This window comes from Nocardia mexicana NBRC 108244, assembly GCF_001613165.1.
Taxonomy (GTDB): Bacteria; Actinomycetota; Actinomycetes; order Mycobacteriales; family Mycobacteriaceae; genus Nocardia; species Nocardia mexicana.
Genome location: NZ_BDBV01000133.1, coordinates 1 through 18,223, shown reverse-complemented (window position 1 = coordinate 18,223; position 18,223 = coordinate 1). Strand labels below are relative to the sequence as shown.

The 18,223-nt window shown below is 65.1% G+C and carries 14 protein-coding genes and 1 pseudogene; 5 read left to right on the top strand and 10 right to left on the bottom strand.

The genetic code is table 11. The features are described from left to right. From NM1_RS38460 to NM1_RS38425, 9 genes and pseudogenes are all read right to left on the bottom strand, one after another. Positions 1–334 (bottom strand): annotated as a pseudogene (locus tag NM1_RS38460) (IS630 family transposase); the annotation flags it as partial. Positions 335–447: 113 nt separating this feature from the next. Further along, positions 448–579, bottom strand: coding sequence for a transposase family protein (locus NM1_RS44380; RefSeq protein ID WP_246011641.1), 132 nt, complete (start codon positions 577–579; stop codon positions 448–450). A gap of 337 nt (positions 580–916) precedes the next feature. Next, positions 917–1,903: a LacI family DNA-binding transcriptional regulator gene (locus NM1_RS38455; RefSeq protein ID WP_068032345.1), complete on the bottom strand. Its 987-nt coding sequence runs from the start codon at positions 1,901–1,903 to the stop codon at positions 917–919. Between the two features lie 49 nt (positions 1,904–1,952). After that, entirely contained in the window at positions 1,953–3,203 is a 1,251-nt protein-coding gene (locus tag NM1_RS38450; RefSeq protein WP_174556955.1) for an alpha-hydroxy acid oxidase, read from the bottom strand. Next, positions 3,203–4,660 carry a rhamnulokinase gene (locus NM1_RS38445; protein ID WP_068032340.1) on the bottom strand — a complete coding sequence of 486 codons (1,458 nt, stop codon included), beginning with the start codon at positions 4,658–4,660 and terminating at the stop codon, positions 3,203–3,205. Before NM1_RS38445 ends, NM1_RS38450 begins: the two co-directional genes overlap by 1 nt. Continuing rightward, complete coding sequence (locus tag NM1_RS38440; protein WP_068032337.1) at positions 4,657–6,693, bottom strand: bifunctional rhamnulose-1-phosphate aldolase/short-chain dehydrogenase; 2,037 nt, start codon at positions 6,691–6,693, stop codon at positions 4,657–4,659. The genes NM1_RS38445 and NM1_RS38440 overlap by 4 nt, the downstream gene beginning before the upstream one ends. Positions 6,694–6,744: 51 nt before the next feature. Continuing rightward, on the bottom strand, positions 6,745–7,881 hold the full coding sequence (gene rhaI / locus NM1_RS38435) for an L-rhamnose isomerase (RefSeq protein ID WP_068032334.1): 1,137 nt from the start codon (positions 7,879–7,881) through the stop codon (positions 6,745–6,747). A 141-nt stretch (positions 7,882–8,022) separates the two neighbouring features. Next, positions 8,023–9,039, bottom strand: coding sequence for a phosphotransferase family protein (locus tag NM1_RS38430; RefSeq protein WP_068032331.1), 1,017 nt, complete (start codon positions 9,037–9,039; stop codon positions 8,023–8,025). Continuing rightward, the gene (locus NM1_RS38425; RefSeq protein ID WP_068032328.1) at positions 9,039–10,337 is read right to left on the bottom strand and encodes an acyl-CoA dehydrogenase family protein; all 1,299 of its coding nucleotides are present in this window, start codon (positions 10,335–10,337) and stop codon (positions 9,039–9,041) included. Before NM1_RS38425 ends, NM1_RS38430 begins: the two co-directional genes overlap by 1 nt. A 321-nt stretch (positions 10,338–10,658) precedes the next feature. Here NM1_RS38425 and NM1_RS38420 point away from each other — a divergent pair, with 321 nt between their 5' ends. Continuing rightward, complete coding sequence (locus NM1_RS38420) at positions 10,659–11,078, top strand: MarR family winged helix-turn-helix transcriptional regulator (protein ID WP_068032325.1); 420 nt, start codon at positions 10,659–10,661, stop codon at positions 11,076–11,078. 35 nt (positions 11,079–11,113) lie between these two features. Beyond that, the gene (locus NM1_RS38415; protein ID WP_068032322.1) at positions 11,114–13,765 is read left to right on the top strand and encodes an alpha-L-rhamnosidase; all 2,652 of its coding nucleotides are present in this window, start codon (positions 11,114–11,116) and stop codon (positions 13,763–13,765) included. Between the two features lie 18 nt (positions 13,766–13,783). On the opposite strand, the gene NM1_RS38410 is transcribed toward NM1_RS38415, so the two are convergent. After that, on the bottom strand, positions 13,784–14,326 hold the full coding sequence (locus tag NM1_RS38410; protein WP_068032352.1) for a TetR/AcrR family transcriptional regulator: 543 nt from the start codon (positions 14,324–14,326) through the stop codon (positions 13,784–13,786). A 134-nt stretch (positions 14,327–14,460) separates the two neighbouring features. Between NM1_RS38410 and NM1_RS38405 the strand changes: the two genes are divergently transcribed. The 3 genes from NM1_RS38405 to NM1_RS38395 form a co-directional block, all read left to right on the top strand. Continuing rightward, entirely contained in the window at positions 14,461–16,026 is a 1,566-nt protein-coding gene (locus NM1_RS38405) for an LVIVD repeat-containing protein (RefSeq protein WP_114699798.1), read from the top strand. Continuing rightward, positions 16,023–16,649: a DUF305 domain-containing protein gene (locus NM1_RS38400; RefSeq protein WP_068032275.1), complete on the top strand. Its 627-nt coding sequence runs from the start codon at positions 16,023–16,025 to the stop codon at positions 16,647–16,649. The genes NM1_RS38405 and NM1_RS38400 overlap by 4 nt, the downstream gene beginning before the upstream one ends. Before the next feature lie 313 nt (positions 16,650–16,962). Then, the coding region (locus NM1_RS38395; RefSeq protein ID WP_068032273.1) for an MFS transporter at positions 16,963–18,223 on the top strand (1,261 nt) is incomplete at its 3' end.

Here is an 18,223-nt window from a genome sequence, read left to right as displayed (position 1 = left end):
GGGTGAGGAGCCCGAACCAGCGTTCGACCTGGTTGAGCCACGACGATCCGGTCGGGGTGAAGTGCACGTGGAAACGCGGGTGCCCGGCGAGCCATTGCTGGACCATCGGGGTCTTGTGGGTGGCGTAGTTGTCGCAGACCACGTGCACGTCCAGCTCGGCGGGCACGGCCTTGTCGATGCTGGTCAGGAACTTGCGGAACTCGGTCGCGCGGTGCCGTCGGTGGAGTTCGCCGATCACGGTGCCGTCGGCGAGGGTGAACGCGACGAACAGGCTCGTGGTGCCGTGGCGGGCGTAGTCGTGGGTGCGACGCTCGGGTATGCCCGGCATCATCGGGCTCGGCCATCGACGACAGCTGGCGCGTCGCGTGATCGTCGCCGGCATCAGCACGCTCGCGCAGCTCGTCGATACGTCCCGTGTGCGCCGGCCGCCTGCCGCGCAGTCGGTGCTCACGCAGAAAATCTCCGCACGACCAGTACCAGCACCATCGCGCGCCCCGCGGTCGCCGCGTCGGCCAACCGGCGCCGGTAACGGGAATGCACACGCCCGGAACCCGTTCCGCACCCAGGGCAATGGGCCATCGGCGTGGCAACTACAGCCTCCACGACCACCGACTCACCCTCATTGCGGACATCGCCGATGACGACACCATCCAAGTGCGGCACCAACTTTCGCGCAAGATCACCAAAGCACGCCCGGAACAACTACCAGCACGAGCATCCAACCGCAACACCTCGACCAGCAGTGTCACGGTTTCTGCGCCAGAACCCTTTCTCCTGGCAGCCGACACACGTCCCCTGAGGATCGTTCCGACACATAGCATCAGCTTCCGCACCTGAGCTGCCGGAGAGGCTTCCGACGGGCAGAAAACGTCCGTCAAGCGGAGTGAAAGTGACCGGCTGGCGCCATCGAACGCACTCATACCGACACAGTCGATGCCCGTGGCACCAGCGTGGGCTGGAACGAGATGTGATCGATGAATGACTGATCCTCTGTCACGGCGACCAGCAAGTCGATGGCGGTAGAACCTATTCGGGCGCTCGGTTGCCGGACCGAGGACAGCGGAACCAAGGCGGATTGCGCGAAAGCGATGTCGTCGTAGCCGATCAGCGCGATATCGGTCGGCACTCGAATGCCGTGCAACGTCAATGCTTGCAGGACTCCGATAGCCAAGAGATCGTTGGCGCAGAAGATCGCCTCCGGCCGTCCGTTCGCGGTGGCTGCGAGACGTTCGCCGGCTCGACGTCCTGCCAGGACACTCGGTGCGGAGGTTTCGATCACCTCCAACGTCGCGTCCGGGTAGTCCAGTAAGGCGCGCCGGGCACCGGCGAGCCGGTCGGCGATCTGGTGAAGTGACAGTGGTCCGCCGACGAAAGCGATGTGGCGCCGGCCGCTTTGGCAGAGGTGTTGTGCGGCCAGCAGTCCTCCCGCTGAGTCATCGACAGCCACGGAGGAGAAAGGTGTGCCGCTGCCCGCTCGATCGACAAGAACAACCGGTACGCCGCGGTCGCGCAGCGCGCGCAGCTGATTCAGATCATCGCGCGCGGGGGAAATCAATACCCCGCGGACGCGTTGCTCCTCAAAGGTTTCGAGGTAGACGCGCTCCCGGCTGGCATCGTCGTCGGTGGACCCCAGGAGCAGGACAAGGTCGTTCTCGGCGGCGCGCTGTTCGGCGGCACGAGCGATATCAGAGAAGAACGGGTTACCGATATCGAGGACGATCAGTCCGACGCAGCATGAACGCCCTGCGCGCAATTGCCGGGCGGCGTCGTTTCGGACGAAGCCCAGCCGCGAGATCGCGGCGTATACGCGAGCCACGGTGGCAGGGCTGACTTTGTCCGGAGCATTCAGAACATTGGAGACGGTACCGACAGAAACCCCTGCCGACGCAGCGACTTCCTTCATGCTTACCACCGATTCCTGCCTCCTTTGTGTGATCATCGACAGATTTCGATCATCCCCGATCCTCTATAGCCACAGGGCACGGGGCGAGTCTGGCGAGTTGGGTGACGTGGCGAGGCGTCAGCTCATCCAAGCTGGTGACGCCGAGCAGACGCATTGTGCGGGCTATCTGCTCGGACAAGATGGCGATGGCACGGTCCACTCCAGCTTCGCCACCGGCCATCAACCCGTAGAGGTAGGCGCGTCCGATCAGAGTGAATCGGGCCCCCAGGGCTATCGCAGCGACGATATCGGCACCCGACATGATGCCGGTGTCCAGCATGATCTCGGTGTCGCGCCCGAGCTCACGCGCCACGGACGGTAGGAGATGGAACGGGACGGGCGCCCGATCCAGTTGTCGGCCACCATGGTTGGACAAAACGATACCGTCGACGCCGAGCTTGACGACCTCGCGGGCGTCAGCGATCGTCTGCACGCCCTTGACCACGACTTTGCCGGGCCACTGATCGCGAATCCACGCCAGGTCGGCATGAGTTACCGAGGGGTCGAACATGGCGTCGAGCAGCTCGGCGACCGTCCCGGACCAGCGTTCCAAGGAAGCGAAGGCCAGGGGTTCGGTGGTGAGGAAGTCGATCCACCACGCTGGGCGTGGCAACGCGTCGAGGATGGTCGCGGCTGTCAGCGCGGGCGGTATCGACATGCCGTTGCGTTTGTCGCGCAGACGCGCACCGGCGACTGGGACGTCGACAGTCACCAACAGTGTGTCGTAGCCGGCGGCGGCCGCGCGCTCCACCAACGACATCGACCGGTCGCGGTCTTTCCACATGTAGAGCTGAAACCAATTGCGGCCGTGTGGATTAACTCGTGCCACGTCCTCAATGGACGCTGTACCCATCGTGGATAGCGAGAACGGGATTCCGGCTCGGCACGCAGCCCGGGCGCCCGCGTATTCTCCTTCGGTCTGCATCATGCGAGTGAAGCCGGTAGGCGCGATGCCGAACGGCTGCGCGACCAAACCTCCCAGCACCTGTCGGCTGGTGCTGACTTCAGACACATCGCGCAGGACCGACGGATGGAACTCGATGTCCGAGAAGGCCTGGCGCGCGCGGGCGATCGACAGTTCCGCTTCGGCGGAACCATCGGTGTAGTCGAAGACGGCCCTGGGTGTCCGTCGTTTGGCGATCACGCGCAGGTCCTCAATCGTCAGAGCCGCGGCCAATCGCCTCTTCGTGCGATTGAACTGCGGTTTCTTGAATTGCAGCAGGGGAGCGAGATCGTGAAGTTTCGGGATTTGCCGTTTCATCAGCCGGTCTTCTTCGTGGGGGTATGGCGGGGGATATAGCGACGCAGCGTGGAAACGCCGGCGATACCAGCCCGCAACGCATCCAGATCGCCGTGGAGTAGCCGGTGCGTTCGCGCTTGAATGAGTATGTTGCCGACCGCCGTTGCTTCCGCTGGGCCGGCCACCACGGGTAGCCCGATGTGATCGGCGATCAGCTGGCAGAGTAGGTGATTGCGAGCACCGCCCCCCACGATGTGGACCGTTTCCACGCAGATTCCCGAGAGCGCGGCAGCCGCGTGGACACCGTCGGCGAAGGCGACCGCGAGGCTTTCCACGATGGCGCGCACCATCTCGCCACGGCTCGCGGGTGCGGGTAACTCACGCTCGTTGTACCACGCCGCAATCCGGGCCGGCATGTCCCCGGGCGGAAGGAATCGCGGATCGTCGACGTCGAAGACCGCCGGCGAGGCTGGGCACGAGGCAGCTTGCTGGAGTAGCTGCTCGAGCTCGATGCGCGCGTCGCCGTCATGCCATCGGCGAACCGTTTCGCTGAGTAACCACAGCCCCATCACGTTGTGCAGGAAACGGATTCGGCCATCGGCTCCAACTTCGTTGGTGAAGTTCGCCGCCCAGCTCGCAGCATTGATCACCGGTTCGGTCAGCTCGACACCTACCAGACCCCATGTGCCACAAGAGATGTAGGCCGCGGATTCGGGCCGCATCGGGATGGCGACTACCGCGGAAGCTGTGTCGTGGGACGCGACAGTGCTGACCTGTGCTGTGCGATCCAGGCCCAGCGGTGCCGCAGCGGGAAGTACCGGGCCGAGAATCGCGCCCGGGTCCACCAGGTCGGGAAACAGGTTTTGCGGCATTCCCGTGCGAGCGTGGAGGTCAGAGTCCCAGTTTCCGTCCGGGCCGAGTAGGCCCGTGGTGGAGGCATTGGTGTGCTCGGTGGCCATTACGCCGCTGAGCCAGTAGGCGATCAGATCAGGAATCAATAAGGCACAGTCGGCCGCATCGATATTACCGTCGAGCTGATCGGCCGCCAGCTGGTAGATGGTGGTAAACGACAGGAACTGCAATCCGTTGCGCGCGTACAACTCCGACGGTGAGATCGAATCGTGGACCGCGGCGACTCCGGAGGCGGTGCGGGTGTCGCGATAGTGGTGCGGCAACCCGAGTAGGCGGCCGCCACGCAACAGACCGTAGTCGACCGCCCAGGAATCGATTGCTACTCCCAGCAGATCCGGTGCCTGCCTGCCGGCCGCTAGAAGTCCGATACGAACCTGGGCGTACAGGCTCGCGATATTCCAATGCAAGCTCGCCCGGCGCCCGTTCCAGATCTCGACCGGATCGTTGGGGAATCGGGCTACCTGTTGAATCTCGAGCCGACTCTGCGCGACGGACCCGAGGATGACCCGTCCACTGGTTGCGCCCAGGTCCACTGCCGCAAACTGCCCGGTATGCGAGCTGTTCATCGCAGAAACGCCGCGACTACACCCGCGTCGACGGGCACGTGCAGACCGGTGGTGCGAGAGAAATCGGTGGTGCACAGCGCGAAGACAGCGTTGGCGATGTGCTCAGGTAGGACTTCACGCTTGAGCAGGGTGCGTTGGGCATAGAAGGTGCCCAGTTCGGACTCCTCGACTCCGTAGACCGCCGCGCGCTGTGCCCCCCAGCCGCTGGCGAAGATGCCGGACCCACGGACGACGCCATCGGGGTTGATGCCATTGACCTTGATTCCGTGCTCGCCGAGTTCGGCGGCCAGCAGCCGAACCTGATGTGCCTGATCGGCTTTGGCCGCCGCGTAGGCGATATTGTCCGGGCCGGCCGCTACGGAATTCTTCGACGCGATGTAGATGATGTCGCCACCGAGACGCTGGTCGATCAGTGCTTTCGCCGCAGCCTTGGAGACCAGGAACGAGCCGCGCGCCATCACGTCGTGCTGCAGATCCCAATCCTCGACAGTGGTATCACACAGCGATTTCGACAGGGACAGGCCAGCGTTGTTGACCACGATATCGATGCCACCGAAGGCGAGTACGCACGAGTCGACGGCGGCCTGTACCTGTTTCTCGTCGGTGACGTCGATGCTGATACCGATGGCGACGTCAGCGGATCCGATCTCCGCGGCGACCGCGCGGGCCTTGGCGCCGTCGAGGTCGGCGACCACCACGCAGGCGCCTTCGGTGGCCAGGCGGCGCGCGATCGCCTTCCCGATCCCAGACGCCGCCCCCGTGACCAGGGCGATTCGGGTGGCAAGGGGTTCTGGCTCGGGCATCCGAGCCAGCTTGGCCTCCTCGAGCGCCCAGTACTCGATCCGGAATTTCTCGGCCTCGTCGATGGGCTGATACCGGGAGATGGCTTCGGCGCCACGCATCACATTGATTGCGTTCAAGTAGAATTCGCCCGCCACGCGAGCGGTCTGCTTGTCTTTGCCATAGCTGAACATGCCTACGCCGGGGATCAACACGATCGCCGGATCGGCGCCGCGCATCGCGGGCGAGTCTTCGGTGGCGTGGCGCTGATAATAGGCGCGATATTCGGCGCGGTAGGCCGCGTGCAACTCCGCCAGCCGCGCCCGACATTCCTCGATGGTCGAGTTGGCAGGCAAGTCGAGTACCAATGGCTTGATCTTCGTGCGCAGGAAATGGTCCGGGCAGCTGGTGCCCAACTCCGCTAGCCGCGGGTGCTGGTCATGAGCGAGGAATTCCAGGACCGCTGGATCATCTGTGAAATGACCGACCTGAGCCCGATCCGTGGAGGCCAACCTACGTAGCAATGGGGCGAGCGCGGCCGCTTTGTCGTGTCGCTCGCAGCGCGGTAACGAGGCGTAGCCCGGCAGCGGATTGCCGAAGGGTGCGGGGCGGCCGTGACTTTCGATGAACCGCTGGACTGTCTCGATGATCGTGAGCGAATTGGCTTCGGCCTCCTCGGAAGTGGCGCCCCAGGCCGTGATGCCGTGGCCACCCAGGATTGTTCCGATCGCCTGTGGATTCTGTGTCCTGATTTCGGCGATATCGAGTCCTAGTTGAAAACCCGGGCGGCGCCACGGTATCCAGATCACTCGATCGCCGAACATCGTAGTGGTGAGCTCGGCTCCCTCCGCTGCTGTAGCCAAGGCGATTCCGGAATCGGGATGCAGATGATCGACGTGCGCAGCCTCGATCAGTCCGTGCATCGCGGTATCAATCGACGGTGTCGCGCCACCGCGTCCGTGCAAGGTGTACTCCAGTGCGGCGACCATTTCGTCTTCGCGCTCGGGCCCCGGGTAGACCGTGGTCAGCGCATGCAGCCGGTCCAGGCGCAGCACTGCCAGGCCCTGTGCGGTCAGTGTGCCCAGGTCGCCACCAGAGCCTTTGACCCACATGAGTTCCACCGGCTCACCGGTGACCGGGTCGGTGTCGGTGCCTTTGGCCGAGGTGTTGCCGCCGGCGTAATTGGTGTATTTGGGATTTGATCCGAGTCGATTGGAACGGCCGATCAACTGCGCGATCGTCGGATGGATCATGCTCGAAAGCTCCTGGTATCTGGGTCCGGCTCGTGCGAGTGGTTGCAGGACTCATGCGCCCCATCCGGATTGAGTTCCCTCGAGTCGTTCCGCTTCGATTCGTTGCTGATATCCGGACCGAGCGAACGCGGCCATCGGGTCTTCGGGCAAGCCGCGCTCGGCGCGCCACTGTGCCAGTCGGGGTCGCACGTCGGTGTAGAAGGCATCCATGAACACGTCGTGGGCGCCGAGGACGTCACCGGCACGCTGCGCTTCGGCCAGCGCCTCGCTATCGAGCAAGGCCGCGCGCGCAGTCATCTCCTGCACGTTGAGAACCGAACGGATCTGACCGGGGATCTTCGCCTCGACGTTATGGCATTGGTCGAGCATCAGAGCGACACCTGAGTCGTCATCGAGGCCGCCGCCGCGGATCACCTCGACCATGATCCGGAACAACTGGAATGGGTCGGCCGCCCCGACGATGAGATCGTCGTCGGCGTAGAAGCGGGAGTTGAAGTCGAACGAGCCGAGCTTCTGCAGGCGAAGCAGCTGGGCCACGATGAATTCGATGTTGGTGCCCGGTGCGTGATGGCCGGTATCGAGACAGACCACGGCGCGCTCACCGAGGGCGGCCACATGCGTGTAGGCGGTGCCCCAGTCCGGGACGTCGGTCATGTAGGTGGCCGGCTCGAAGAACTTGTACTCCAGCACCATTCGCTGCTGGTCTCCGATGTGCTCATAGATGCTTGCCAAAGACTCCGCCAGCCGTTCTTGGCGGTCGCGGATATCACCCTGCCCCGGGTAATTGGTACCGTCCGCGAGCCAGATCTTCAGGTCCGCGGACCCGGTGGCGTTCATCACCTCGATGCAGGCGAGATGATGGTCTATCGCTGTGCGCCTTACTTTTTTGTCGAGGTGGGTGAGGCTGCCGAATTTGTAGCTGTCGTCCTGAAAGGTGTTGGAGTTGATCGTGCCCACCCGCACCCCCAGGTCCTCGGCATACACCCGGAGTGCTCGGTAGTCGGGCACCTCGTCCCACGGAATGTGCAGTGCCACAGACGGTGCCAACCCCGTGAACTGATGCACGGTCGCGGCGTCGGCGATCTTCTCCTGCACTGTGCGGGGTGTGCCGGGCGTGCCGAAGACCTTGAATCGGGTGCCGGAGTTGCCGAATGCCCAGGAGGGAAGCTCGATCTCGAGGTTACCCATGACCGTGTCGTCGCCAGCACGCGCAGCACTCTGGGGATGAACCAATATGAGCGCCTCTCATGGATTGAAACGTTTCAATCGGCCAAGATTTGACTGTACGTACCAGAACAGGAAGCGGTCAACAGTCCGCGGGCATTTCCTTCAACTCCGGTAGTCGGTGCTCTCCGCGAGCTCGGCTGCCCCACGCATCAGCCGGGGCACCAGCGGGCCGAACGCCTGGAGTTTCGGGTTGTCACCAGCGCGCTGGTAGCCCTGCTCGAGTACGATTGCCAGCTTCCATCGCGCCAGGATCAGGTAGTAGTCCAAGTCGTCGACCTGGCGCCCGGAGATCTCGGCGAAGCGAGCTACCATCTGCTCGCGCGGCGGCATGTCACGCATGTCGACGTAGCTCTGCGGCCAGTCCGTCAGCGCCCACGCCAGGTCGAGTTTCGGATCACCGATCGTGCCCATCTCCCAATCGACAATTGCTGCCAGCCGCGCCGGACCCCCGTGGCGATACATGACGTTGGCCCATTGATAGTCCCCGTGCATGATTCCAGGAACGAAGTCGAGAGGACGGTGCGCGCTCAGCCAAGCGGTCGCGGTATCCATCCCTTCGATGTCGCGGCCGCGGCTGCGTTCGAACATGCTGGTCCACCGCTGGACCTGCCGTTCGTGAAAGCCCTCTGGCCGGCCGAGGTCGCCCAGCCCCTGTGCCCGCCAGTCAACTCGGGACAGCAGCGCGATTCCTTCGGCCAGTTGGTAGGCGAGTTCGGCTCTGGCTTGCGCGTCGGTGGCGAAGGGCTCCGGCCATGCCTTCTGGTGCTGCATCGGTGACCAGCCGTCGACATAGCCCATGAGATAGAAGGCGCGCCCGAGAACCTGCGGATCGGCACAGACAGCGATGCCGGGCGCGTGCGGAACGTCGGTGCCGCGAAGAGCAGCGGTGATCCGCCATTCCCGGAGGATGCCCTTGTCCCGCTCGGAAGGCGCAGCGGCAGGGGGGATACGCAATACGCTGCGGTGTTCACCTCGGCGGATCTCGTAGATTTCGTTCTGTGCGCCACCGGAAATTTGCACGGCCGCCAGCGGCGCGCCGCCGCCGGGCAGTCCGACCTCGTCCATCCAGGCGGCCAGCCGAGGGAGGTCGAAGCGAGCGCTGACGGTGTCATCGGACATCAGTTGGCCTCCGTACGGTCGAGAAACGCTGCGTACTGCTCGCGTGCGGCCGCACGCTTGCCGGGAATCCATTCGCTCGGCCACATGCCCTCGACCGGCTGATAGTCGCGCAGTACCTGTCGGGCCACCGTGGTTTTGTGGACTTCGGTGGGCCCGTCGGCCAGTCCCATCACAGCCGCGCCGGAGATCATCTTCATAAGGGGGACCTCATCGGTGACGCCGAGCGCGCCGTGGACCTGCATGGAGCGCCACGCGATGTCGTGCAGCACGGTAGGCATCGCGGTCTTGACCGCGGCGATGTCCTTACGGACTTTCTTGTAGTCGTTGTACTTGTCGATCTTCCAGGCGGTATGCAGCACAAGCAGCCGAAATTGCTGGAGCTGCACCCACGAATCCGCGATGAAGCCCTGCACGAATTGCTTGGCGGACAAGCGGTCTCCGGCGGTTTCGCGGCTCAGCGCCCGCTCGCACAGCATGTCGAGCGCCTTTTGTGCCAGGCCGATGGTGCGCATCGCATGGTGGACTCGCCCACCGCCGAGCCGGGTCTGGGCAATGACGAACGCCTGCCCCTCTCCACCGAGCAGGGCCGAATCAGGCACCCGTACACCGTGGTAGCGGATAAGCGCGTGCTGGCCCATGGCCTCCGGCTCGCCGTAGAGCCGCACATCGCGCACGATCTCGATGCCGGGCGTGTCGGTCGGCACCAAGAACATCGACATTCCCTGGTAAGCGTCGGCTTGCGCGTCGGTGACCGCCATGACAATGAGGAAGGCGGCCGTTCGGGCGTTGGAGGAGAAGTATTTCCAGCCGGTGATGACCCAGTCGTCACCGTCGCGTACCGCGGTGGTGGTGAATTGCCGCGGGTCGGCGCCGGCCTGCGGCTCGGTCATCGAGTAACAGGAAAACAGTTCCCCGTCGAGCAGCGGGCGCAAGTAGCGTTGTTTCTGCTCGGGAGTGCCGTAATGGGCGAGGATCTCGGCGTTTCCGGTGTCGGGTGCCTGACACCCGAATACGATCGGCGCCCACGAGCAGCGGCCCAAGATCTCATTCAGCAGCGCCAGTTTCACCTGCCCGTGACCTTGGCCCCCCAGGTCGGCCCTCAGGTGGGTGGCCCAGAGTCCTTGCTCTCGCACCCGGTCCTTCAGAGGCGCGATCGCCGCGCGCCGTTTGCCGGCCAGTGGCACGAATTGCTCGTGCGGCCAGACCAGATCCAGCGGCTCGACTTCGGTGCGGACGAATTCGTCTGCCCAGTCCAGTTTCGTCTGGTAATCGGAATCCGTTTCGAAGTCCCATGCCATTTTTCCTTACCTTCCTCGGAGGTGCTGCGCTGCCATGTCGGGGCGCGCCGCCGCCGGTGCGAAGCCTGTCGATTCGTCGGCATATCTCATGCCACAGTCACCGCTCAGCAACCGCGGCGCACTCGCTGACCGATCAGAGATCACGACTCTCCATCAAGAGAACCGATTTTCGGTTCACGAGAATGTCATATCCATGTTGCGGGCGCAAGGCCGCTCGGTCCGCCCGCCCGGCACCGCCCACCCCGCGACGGAAGGTCGGCAGAATAGATCTGCACCAGATACATCTAGACGAGATGCATCTGAGAGAGATATATTTCGGTCGTGGATGTACGGCAGTTGCACCGGGTGATCCTGCGGCTCACCGACCTGGCTCGGGAGGCCGCGGTCAACGCGGGGGACCCGCCGTCCTCTCCGGCTGAGCTGACGGTGCTCGATGATGTGCTCGCACATCCGGGAAGTTCGGTGCGGCTGGTGACCGAACGGACCGGGCTGGTGCAGAGCCAGGTCTCTACGACGGTGGCGCGGCTAACCTCGCGCGGGCTGCTGTGCACGGAAGCGGATCCGGCGGATCGCCGTCGCACGTTGGTGACACCATCACAGACGCTGTTGCGCACCATCGAGGAGCGCACGGCGCGCACCGTCGATGATTTGCTCGGGCTGCGGTTCGGCGAGTCCGAGGCCGCGAGAGTGGTACGGATGCTCATCGACCTCGACGAATTGTTCGCGTCGCCGCCGACCTAGCGCCCACATACTCAGCTGTCGTGTCGAGGAGTCCAATGTCGTGGGAGCCGCAGGTCACCGACCTTCGTGTAGATAATTTGGTCGAGCCGCTGGGGTTGGGGAACTTCCGGCCAGAATTCTCGTGGCGGGTCACCGGCTCGATAGGGCAGATCGCGGCGGAGGTCGAGGTCGGCCCGAGTGCCGAGTTCGCCGCCGGTACGCGCTGTTGGACCTCGGGCAAAGTGGTCGGCACGCGCCCGTTCGGGCTGCGTTACGCCGGTCCCCCGTTACCTGCCCGGCAGCAGATGTACTGGCGGGTGCGGGTGTGGCGGGCCGACGGTACCGAGACCGGATGGTCGGCCCCCACGCGGTTCGAGACCGGGATGGGAGCGGCCCAGTGGTGCGCGCGGTGGATTACCGGACCCGATGTCACCGCCCCTGCCACGCTGTATCTACGGACGGAGTTGTCCCTGCCGGGCCGAGTGGTACGGGCACGTGCCTACGCCAGTGCGCTCGGCTGGTATCGGCTGGTGATCAACGGCCTGGATTTGACGGCACCGGCGTTGGTGCCACGTTGGACCCCGTTCCAGGACTACGTGGAATACCAGACCTACGACGCCACCGCCGCACTGCGTCCCGGTGCCAACGTGGTGGGAATCGTGGTGTCCGAAGGGCGCTTTCGGGGCAAACTCGGCGGCCTGAGCCGCCCAGCCCGTTACGGGGACCAGTTGGCCGCGATCGCGCACCTGGATATCGAGCTCGCCGATGGGCAGCAAATCACCATCGGCACCGACGAGTCCTGGACGACAGCCCGGGGCCCGATCCGATGGTCGGATCCCAAACACGGTGAGCGAGTCGATTTGCGGATCCCCGACCCGCTGTGTGCGCCTCCAGCCGATGCGCTGCCAGGCGGTGCGGTGGCGCGGGTGCTCGCGCCGCATCGGCGGCGGTTGATCGCCGAGGAGGTCGAGCGAGTCACCGAGGTCGCCCGGTTGCCTGCGACGGTGTCGCGAACCCGGGCCGGGGTCGTGCTGGTCGATTTCGGGCAAAACTTCTCCGGAGTGGTCTCCATCCTGCTGAATGGTGCCGCTGGAGATCGGATCGTGCTGTCTTACAGCGAAGTACTCACTCCCGCGGGCGAACTCGATACCACCTACCTCGGCGATCGAGACCCCGCTAGATGGTTCCAGCGCGACGAGATAATCCTGGCCGGCGCGCCGGTTCGGTACCGGCCCGCGTTCACCATTCACGGGTTTCGATACCTCGCCGTCGAGGGCCTGTCCGGGGAGTTGTGCGCCGCCGACGTCGAAGGCATCGTGTTGAGCACCGCTCTGACCGAGACGGGGCGGTTCAGCTGCTCGAATCCGGTGCTGGAACGCCTGCACGCCAACGTGGAGTGGTCGATGCTCTCGAACTTCACCGACACGCCCAGCGACTGTCCCACCCGGGAACGCTCCGGTTGGACGGGAGATATCCAAGTTTTTGCCTCCACCGCTGCCATCTTGGCCGGAGTAAGGCCATATCTGCGGCGCTATCTGGGCAATCTGGCCGCCGAACAATTGCCGGACGGACGGGTGCCGGTGGTGATCCCCAGCGAATCGGCCCCGGACCGGATCGGGCTGCCCGAGCGACTCTTTCGGGTGCTGAGCAGCTCGACAGGGTGGGGAGACGCATCGGTGATACTGCCGTGGACCCTCTACTGGTACTACGGCGACGAGGACATCTTGGGTCGGCAGTACATCTCCGCGCAGGCATGGGTGGATCACCTCACCCGGCGGGCGGCGACCCGCCGTGGGCTCGCACGGCGGCTGCGCTGCGGCGTCGGGGCACAGGAGCAGTTCATCCTCGATTCGGGCTTTCATTTCGGTGAGTGGTTGCGCCCCGGCGAAGCACTGACCGCGCAGCTGCGCGATGCGGTCTTCGCACCGCGGCCGGCAGTGGCGACGGCCTATCTGGCGCATTCGACCCGATTGCTGAGCCGCATCGCCGACGTGTTGGGCGAAGCCGGGGATGCCGAGCGCTACACCCTGCTCGCCGACCGGATCCGGGACGCCTGGAACGCTGCCTTCGTACGCGTCGAGGGAGCACGCATCGGCGATGACAACCAAGACGACTATGTGCGCGCGCTGGCCTTCGAGCTGTTGCCTCCCGATCGTCGTGCGGCGGCCGTCGCCCGCCTGGTCGAGCTGATCGAAGCCGCCGATGGTCATCTCGGCACCGGGTTCCTCAGCACCGCTATGCTCCTGCCGACCCTGAGCCGCAACGGTCGCTCCGATATCGCCTACCGGGTCCTGCACCAGACCAGTGCGCCGTCGTGGCGCGCGCAGATCCAGCGCGGTGCCACCACGATCTGGGAGACCTGGGAGGGTTATGACCCCGCTGGAAAAGCTCGGCGCTCACACAACCACTACGCACTGGGCGCGGTCGCGGCTTGGCTGCACGAGGACGTCGCCGGCTTGCGCCCTGCCGCACCCGGCTACGCACGCATTCGCATCGACCCCACCGTCGGTGGCGAGCTCACTTGGGCGAGCTCTGTACTCGACACTCCTTATGGCCGAGCGTCGAGTACGTGGAGGATCGATCAGTCCGGGCTGGATCTGGCCGTCGAAGTCCCGCCCGGCACCATCGCCGAGGTAGTCCTTCCCACTGGCGGTATGGCGGAGGTTGGCGGGGGTGCACACGAATGGCATTGGCCGCCAACGCCATAACGGAGCGCATGCCTGAGTTCAGCGCAAGCCGTGCAGCAGTAGCTGCCAGCCTTCGCGGGCGACGTCGTTGCGTCGCTGCTGCGGAGTCTTGGTGAGCAGCCCGGCGAGCAGAGATACCGCCAGCATGAGTTGCTCGGCGGTGATGGTAGCGGCGAAACCGCCTCGGTCGCCGGTAGCGAGTTTAGCGGCGATTATTTCGCGCACCCGCTCGTGGGTGGCTGCGAGTCCGGGGCTCTCCGGCGGCAGCGTTGCCAGCAACCCCGCGCTGTGCACTGTCTGCTCGATCACGGTGTCCAGCAAGGCTTCCAGCGTCGTTCCGGGCCGCGCCGCGACCGCTTCCAGGCGCTCGACATCTTCCGCGAACATCGCCCGGGCCAGGCTCTCTCGATCGGGAAAATGCCGATAGAGCACCGCGGGGCCGACGCCGGCCGCATCGGAGATTCGCGCCAACGGTACGTGAGGATCGTTGTGCAAGAACACCTCTCGCGCAGCGCGCAGGATGGCGGCCCGGTTACCGGCCGCGGCTGCCGGGCCCCTGTTGACGCGGGAGGGTGACTTCACGCACACTACGATACAACCGGAGTATTTAGTCCGGTTGTATCGTCCGGACGATTCGCAGACCGGCGAGAACGTCCGGCCCCCAACACGTTCGGCCGGCAAGCTCTTGAAAGAAAGGCGCCCTCAGCGGGGAGGGCATGGCTATGGCTCTCATCAGACTTCATCGACGACCGGCAATCGCGTTGGCGGCCATTGCCACCGCTGCCCTGATGGCCGGCTCGGTTACGGCGCAGCCGCAAATCAGTGCCGTCGAGCACGTATTCGACATCGCCGATGCGGCAGTCACGCAGGCGCCCTGCGGGACGGACTCGATGCCCGAGTCCGGATTGCAGGGCGACGTCTCGGCAGCGGATCGTGCTTCCGGGCGCAGCGCCCGAGGCTACAGCTGCAATATCACCAAGATCGGTGGTTACGCCGGGCGGGGCGGCGGGATCACCTCTGCCACCTTCGAGCACTGCGTCTACATCGGCAGCTTCTTCCCCGGCAACCTGCTCGGGCCTGCCCAGGGCGTCCAAGTCCTCGACGTCTCCGACCCGGCGAACCCGATACTGACCGACACGCTCACCGCTCCGGCGATGCTCGCGGGGACCTGGGAATCGTTGAAGGTCAACATCACCCGCAAACTGCTGATCGGAGCAGGAGTGCCCGCTTTGACCGGCTCAGGGCTGCTCGCGGTCTACGACCTCACCGACTGCGCTCACCCGCGGCTGCTCAACCCCGGCCCTGGAACCGACTCCGCCCAGCCGCTGCCGATCACCGCCCACGAAGGCGGGTTCAGCCCCGACGGCAACACCTACTGGTCCTCCGGCGTCGTCGGAGGCTTGGTCAGTGCCGTCGACCTCGCCGATCCCACCCGGCCGCGCGTGGTGTGGCAGGGGACCCCGGGCAAAGCCATGCACGGCCTGGGGGTGAGCGAAGACGGCAACCGCCTCTATCTCGCCGACAACGACGGGGGGCTGACCATCCTCGACAGCAGCGCGGTACAACGCCGCGAGCCAAATCCACAGGCGCCGATACTGTCCCGGCTCACTTGGAGCGACGGCTGGGCTACCCAGCACAACATTCCGGTCACCTACAAAGGCCGCCGCTACCTGTTCACCGTCGATGAAGCAGGCTCAGGAGGGGTCAAAGTCATCGATATCGCCGACGACACCAACCCGGCCATCGTCAACACCATCAAATTGGCGATCAACGTGCCCGAGAACCAGGACAGCGGCCTCGCTTCCAGCATGGGCGGCTCGGTCTTCGGCTACGACGCTCATTACTGCACCGCCGACCGCCCCGCCGACCCCACCGCCCTGGCGTGCGGCTGGGTCTCCTCCGGCATCCGCGTCTTCGACGTCCGCGATCCGATGAACGTCCGCGAAGTCGCCTACTACAACCCCCCTGCTCGCACCGGCCGCAACAGCGAACTATGGAACTCGCCGCACGCCTTGGCCTCGATCATCGGTCTGCCGATCCTGCAGGCACCGGCCGTCATACAGGCCCTCGATGCCGACGTCTTCGACCCGGCCCAGGCCCTGGGACCGCGCAGCGGCATGATCGGCCTCGGCGACCTGTCCAGCGATTGGTGCTTGTCCGCACCCAACTGGCACGGCAACCAGCTGTGGGCCACCTGCGCCGACAACACGTTCATGACCCTGCAACTCGACCCCGCTGTCTACACCCCGCCCGCCGATCAGCTCTCCACCTCCGGCTCATGACCGGCCGCCGGCTGAACCCCGCCGCTGTTGCTGCGGCCGGCTGCGCTATCTCGTTACTGCTGGTACTCGGCGCTGCCGGGCGCCCGCTGCTCATCGCCGATCCCACCGCCGGGTCGCCGTTCACCGCGGCCGATATCGGATTTCTGCAAGACATGACCACTCACCATCAGCAAGCCGTGCTCATGGTCTCCCGCCTACCCGCCGACACCGACCCCGTCGTGCGCACGTTGGCCCTCCGGATAGACCAGACCCAACGCCACGAGATCGGCACCATGACCGGCTGGCTCACTCTCGCCGACCGGACCACCACCAATCCCGCCCCGATGGCCTGGATGCGCCGGGACCACCAGCATTCCGACACCGGCGAGCAGATGAGCCATGCCGCGACCATGCCCGGCATGGCCACTTTCGCCGAACTCGACGCTATCGGCACGGCGCCCGATCCCGAGGCCGTGTTCCTGAACCTGATGCAACGGCACCACTACGGTGGCATTCTGATGGCACAGGCCGCTCAGCAGCAACTATCCGATGGGCCGGTAACCAGGCTCGCCCGCGAAATCCTCGTCGAACAAAGCAGCGAGATCGGCACCATCGGGCTCATGCTTACTCGCCCTCGGCCCTGAATGCGGCAACCGCGAGCACCGGGTCGCTACAGCCTCGCGACGACTCGGGACCTCTTCAGGCCCTGCCCCGAGGTCCAGCCCCATTGCGCAGCGGGCGTCTCGAGCGTCGATCACCAGGTACCGATATCCATGTCGTCGCCTGTTCGGTGGGGTCAACCAACTCGGGGAGCATCGCGGCAGTCACTTCATTAAGAAACCATTGAGCTTGCCTAGCCGACCATTTGGTCTGTAGGGTGGAGGTATGGCGACCTCTCATGTCACTGGTCCCAGCTCGTCGCGCCGGTGGGCAGGGCTCGGGATACTCACGCTTGCGGTGCTGCTGCTCGCGATTGACGGCACAGTGCTTGCGCTGGCGATTCCCGCGCTGACCGCTGACCTCGAACCGTCGTCGACGCAGATCCTGTGGATCGGTGACATCTATGCGTTCGCTCTGGCTGGGCTGCTCGTGGTGATGGGGAACCTGGCCGATCGGCTCGGGCGCAAGCGGCTGTTGATGATCGGTTCGATCGGGTTCGGCCTCTCTTCCCTGGCTGCGGCATTCGCGCCGACCCCGGAGCTGCTCATCGTGGCGCGTACGGTGCTGGGGATCAGCGGGGCGACGATCATGCCGTCGACTCTTGCGATCGTGCGTGATCTGTTCCCGGATGCGCGTGAGCGGACTCGTGCCGTGGCTGTCTGGGCTGCCGGTGCGACCGCGGGGGCGGCGATCGGGCCGGTCGTCGGCGGAATGCTTCTGCAACATTTCCACTGGGGGAGCGTTTTCCTCATCAACGTGCCGATCATGCTCATTGTCGTTATCGGTGGCACGGCGCTGCTTCCCGAGTCGCGCGATCCGGGCAAGGGCAGGATCGATGTACTGTCCGCGGTGCTGTCGTTCGTCGCGATCGTGCCCATCGTCTACGCGGTCAAGCATCTCGTCGCCGAGGGCTTCGATGTGACCGTCGTGGGCGGGATCGTCGTGGGCGTCGCCGCGGGCTGGTGGTTCATCGTGCGGCAGAGGCGCGTGACGACGCCGTTGATCGATGTGGCGCTGTTCCGCAGGCCTGCGTTCAGCGGGGCGGTTGTCGCGGATACGGTGACGATCTTCGGGTTCGTCGGGTTGCTGTTCTTCTTCTCCCAGTATCTGCAGCTCGTCCGTGGCCTCAGTCCTTTGGGGGCGGGTCTGGTCGAACTCTCGGCGTCGGTGGCCTCGGTGATCGTGATCGCCCTGGCGGGAGCGGCGGTGGCCTGGTTGGGGCGCGGGCGTGCGATCGGTGCGGGGCTCGCTCTGGCCGCGATCGGGCTGGTCGTGCTCGCCGTTGCCGAGGGGGCGGCTCATCTGGTGTGGATCGTCGTCGCGTTCGCGGTCATCGGGTTCGGCACCGGGTTGTCGATGGCGCTCAATACCGATGCGATCGTGTCTGCGGCACCGCCGAATCGTGCCGGTGCCGCATCGTCGGTCGCCGAAACGGCCTATGAACTGGGGGCCGCTCTCGGTATCGCTGTGCTGGGATCGCTGCAGAACGTCTTCTACCGCGCGCACCTCCCGGCGATCGGCGACGCCGGCACGCGAGCGGTGATCGAGGATTCGTTGG

Bases quoted from the DNA above. Each gene is read 5' to 3' on its own strand.
- NM1_RS38455 (WP_068032345.1), bottom strand. From the start codon at position 1,903: ATGAAGGAAGTCGCTGCGTCGGCAGGGGTTTCTGTCGGTACCGTCTCC.
- NM1_RS38400 (WP_068032275.1), top strand. From the start codon at position 16,023: ATGACCGGCCGCCGGCTGAACCCCGCCGCTGTTGCTGCGGCCGGCTGC.
- NM1_RS44380 (WP_246011641.1), bottom strand. From the start codon at position 579: ATGGCCCATTGCCCTGGGTGCGGAACGGGTTCCGGGCGTGTGCATTCC.
- NM1_RS38415 (WP_068032322.1), top strand. From the start codon at position 11,114: ATGTCGTGGGAGCCGCAGGTCACCGACCTTCGTGTAGATAATTTGGTC.
- NM1_RS38440 (WP_068032337.1), bottom strand. From the start codon at position 6,693: ATGATCCATCCGACGATCGCGCAGTTGATCGGCCGTTCCAATCGACTC.
- NM1_RS38430 (WP_068032331.1), bottom strand. From the start codon at position 9,039: ATGTCCGATGACACCGTCAGCGCTCGCTTCGACCTCCCTCGGCTGGCC.
- NM1_RS38425 (WP_068032328.1), bottom strand. From the start codon at position 10,337: ATGGCATGGGACTTCGAAACGGATTCCGATTACCAGACGAAACTGGAC.
- NM1_RS38450 (WP_174556955.1), bottom strand. From the start codon at position 3,203: ATGAAACGGCAAATCCCGAAACTTCACGATCTCGCTCCCCTGCTGCAA.
- NM1_RS38405 (WP_114699798.1), top strand. From the start codon at position 14,461: ATGGCTATGGCTCTCATCAGACTTCATCGACGACCGGCAATCGCGTTG.
- rhaI (WP_068032334.1), bottom strand. From the start codon at position 7,881: ATGGGTAACCTCGAGATCGAGCTTCCCTCCTGGGCATTCGGCAACTCC.
- NM1_RS38445 (WP_068032340.1), bottom strand. From the start codon at position 4,660: ATGAACAGCTCGCATACCGGGCAGTTTGCGGCAGTGGACCTGGGCGCA.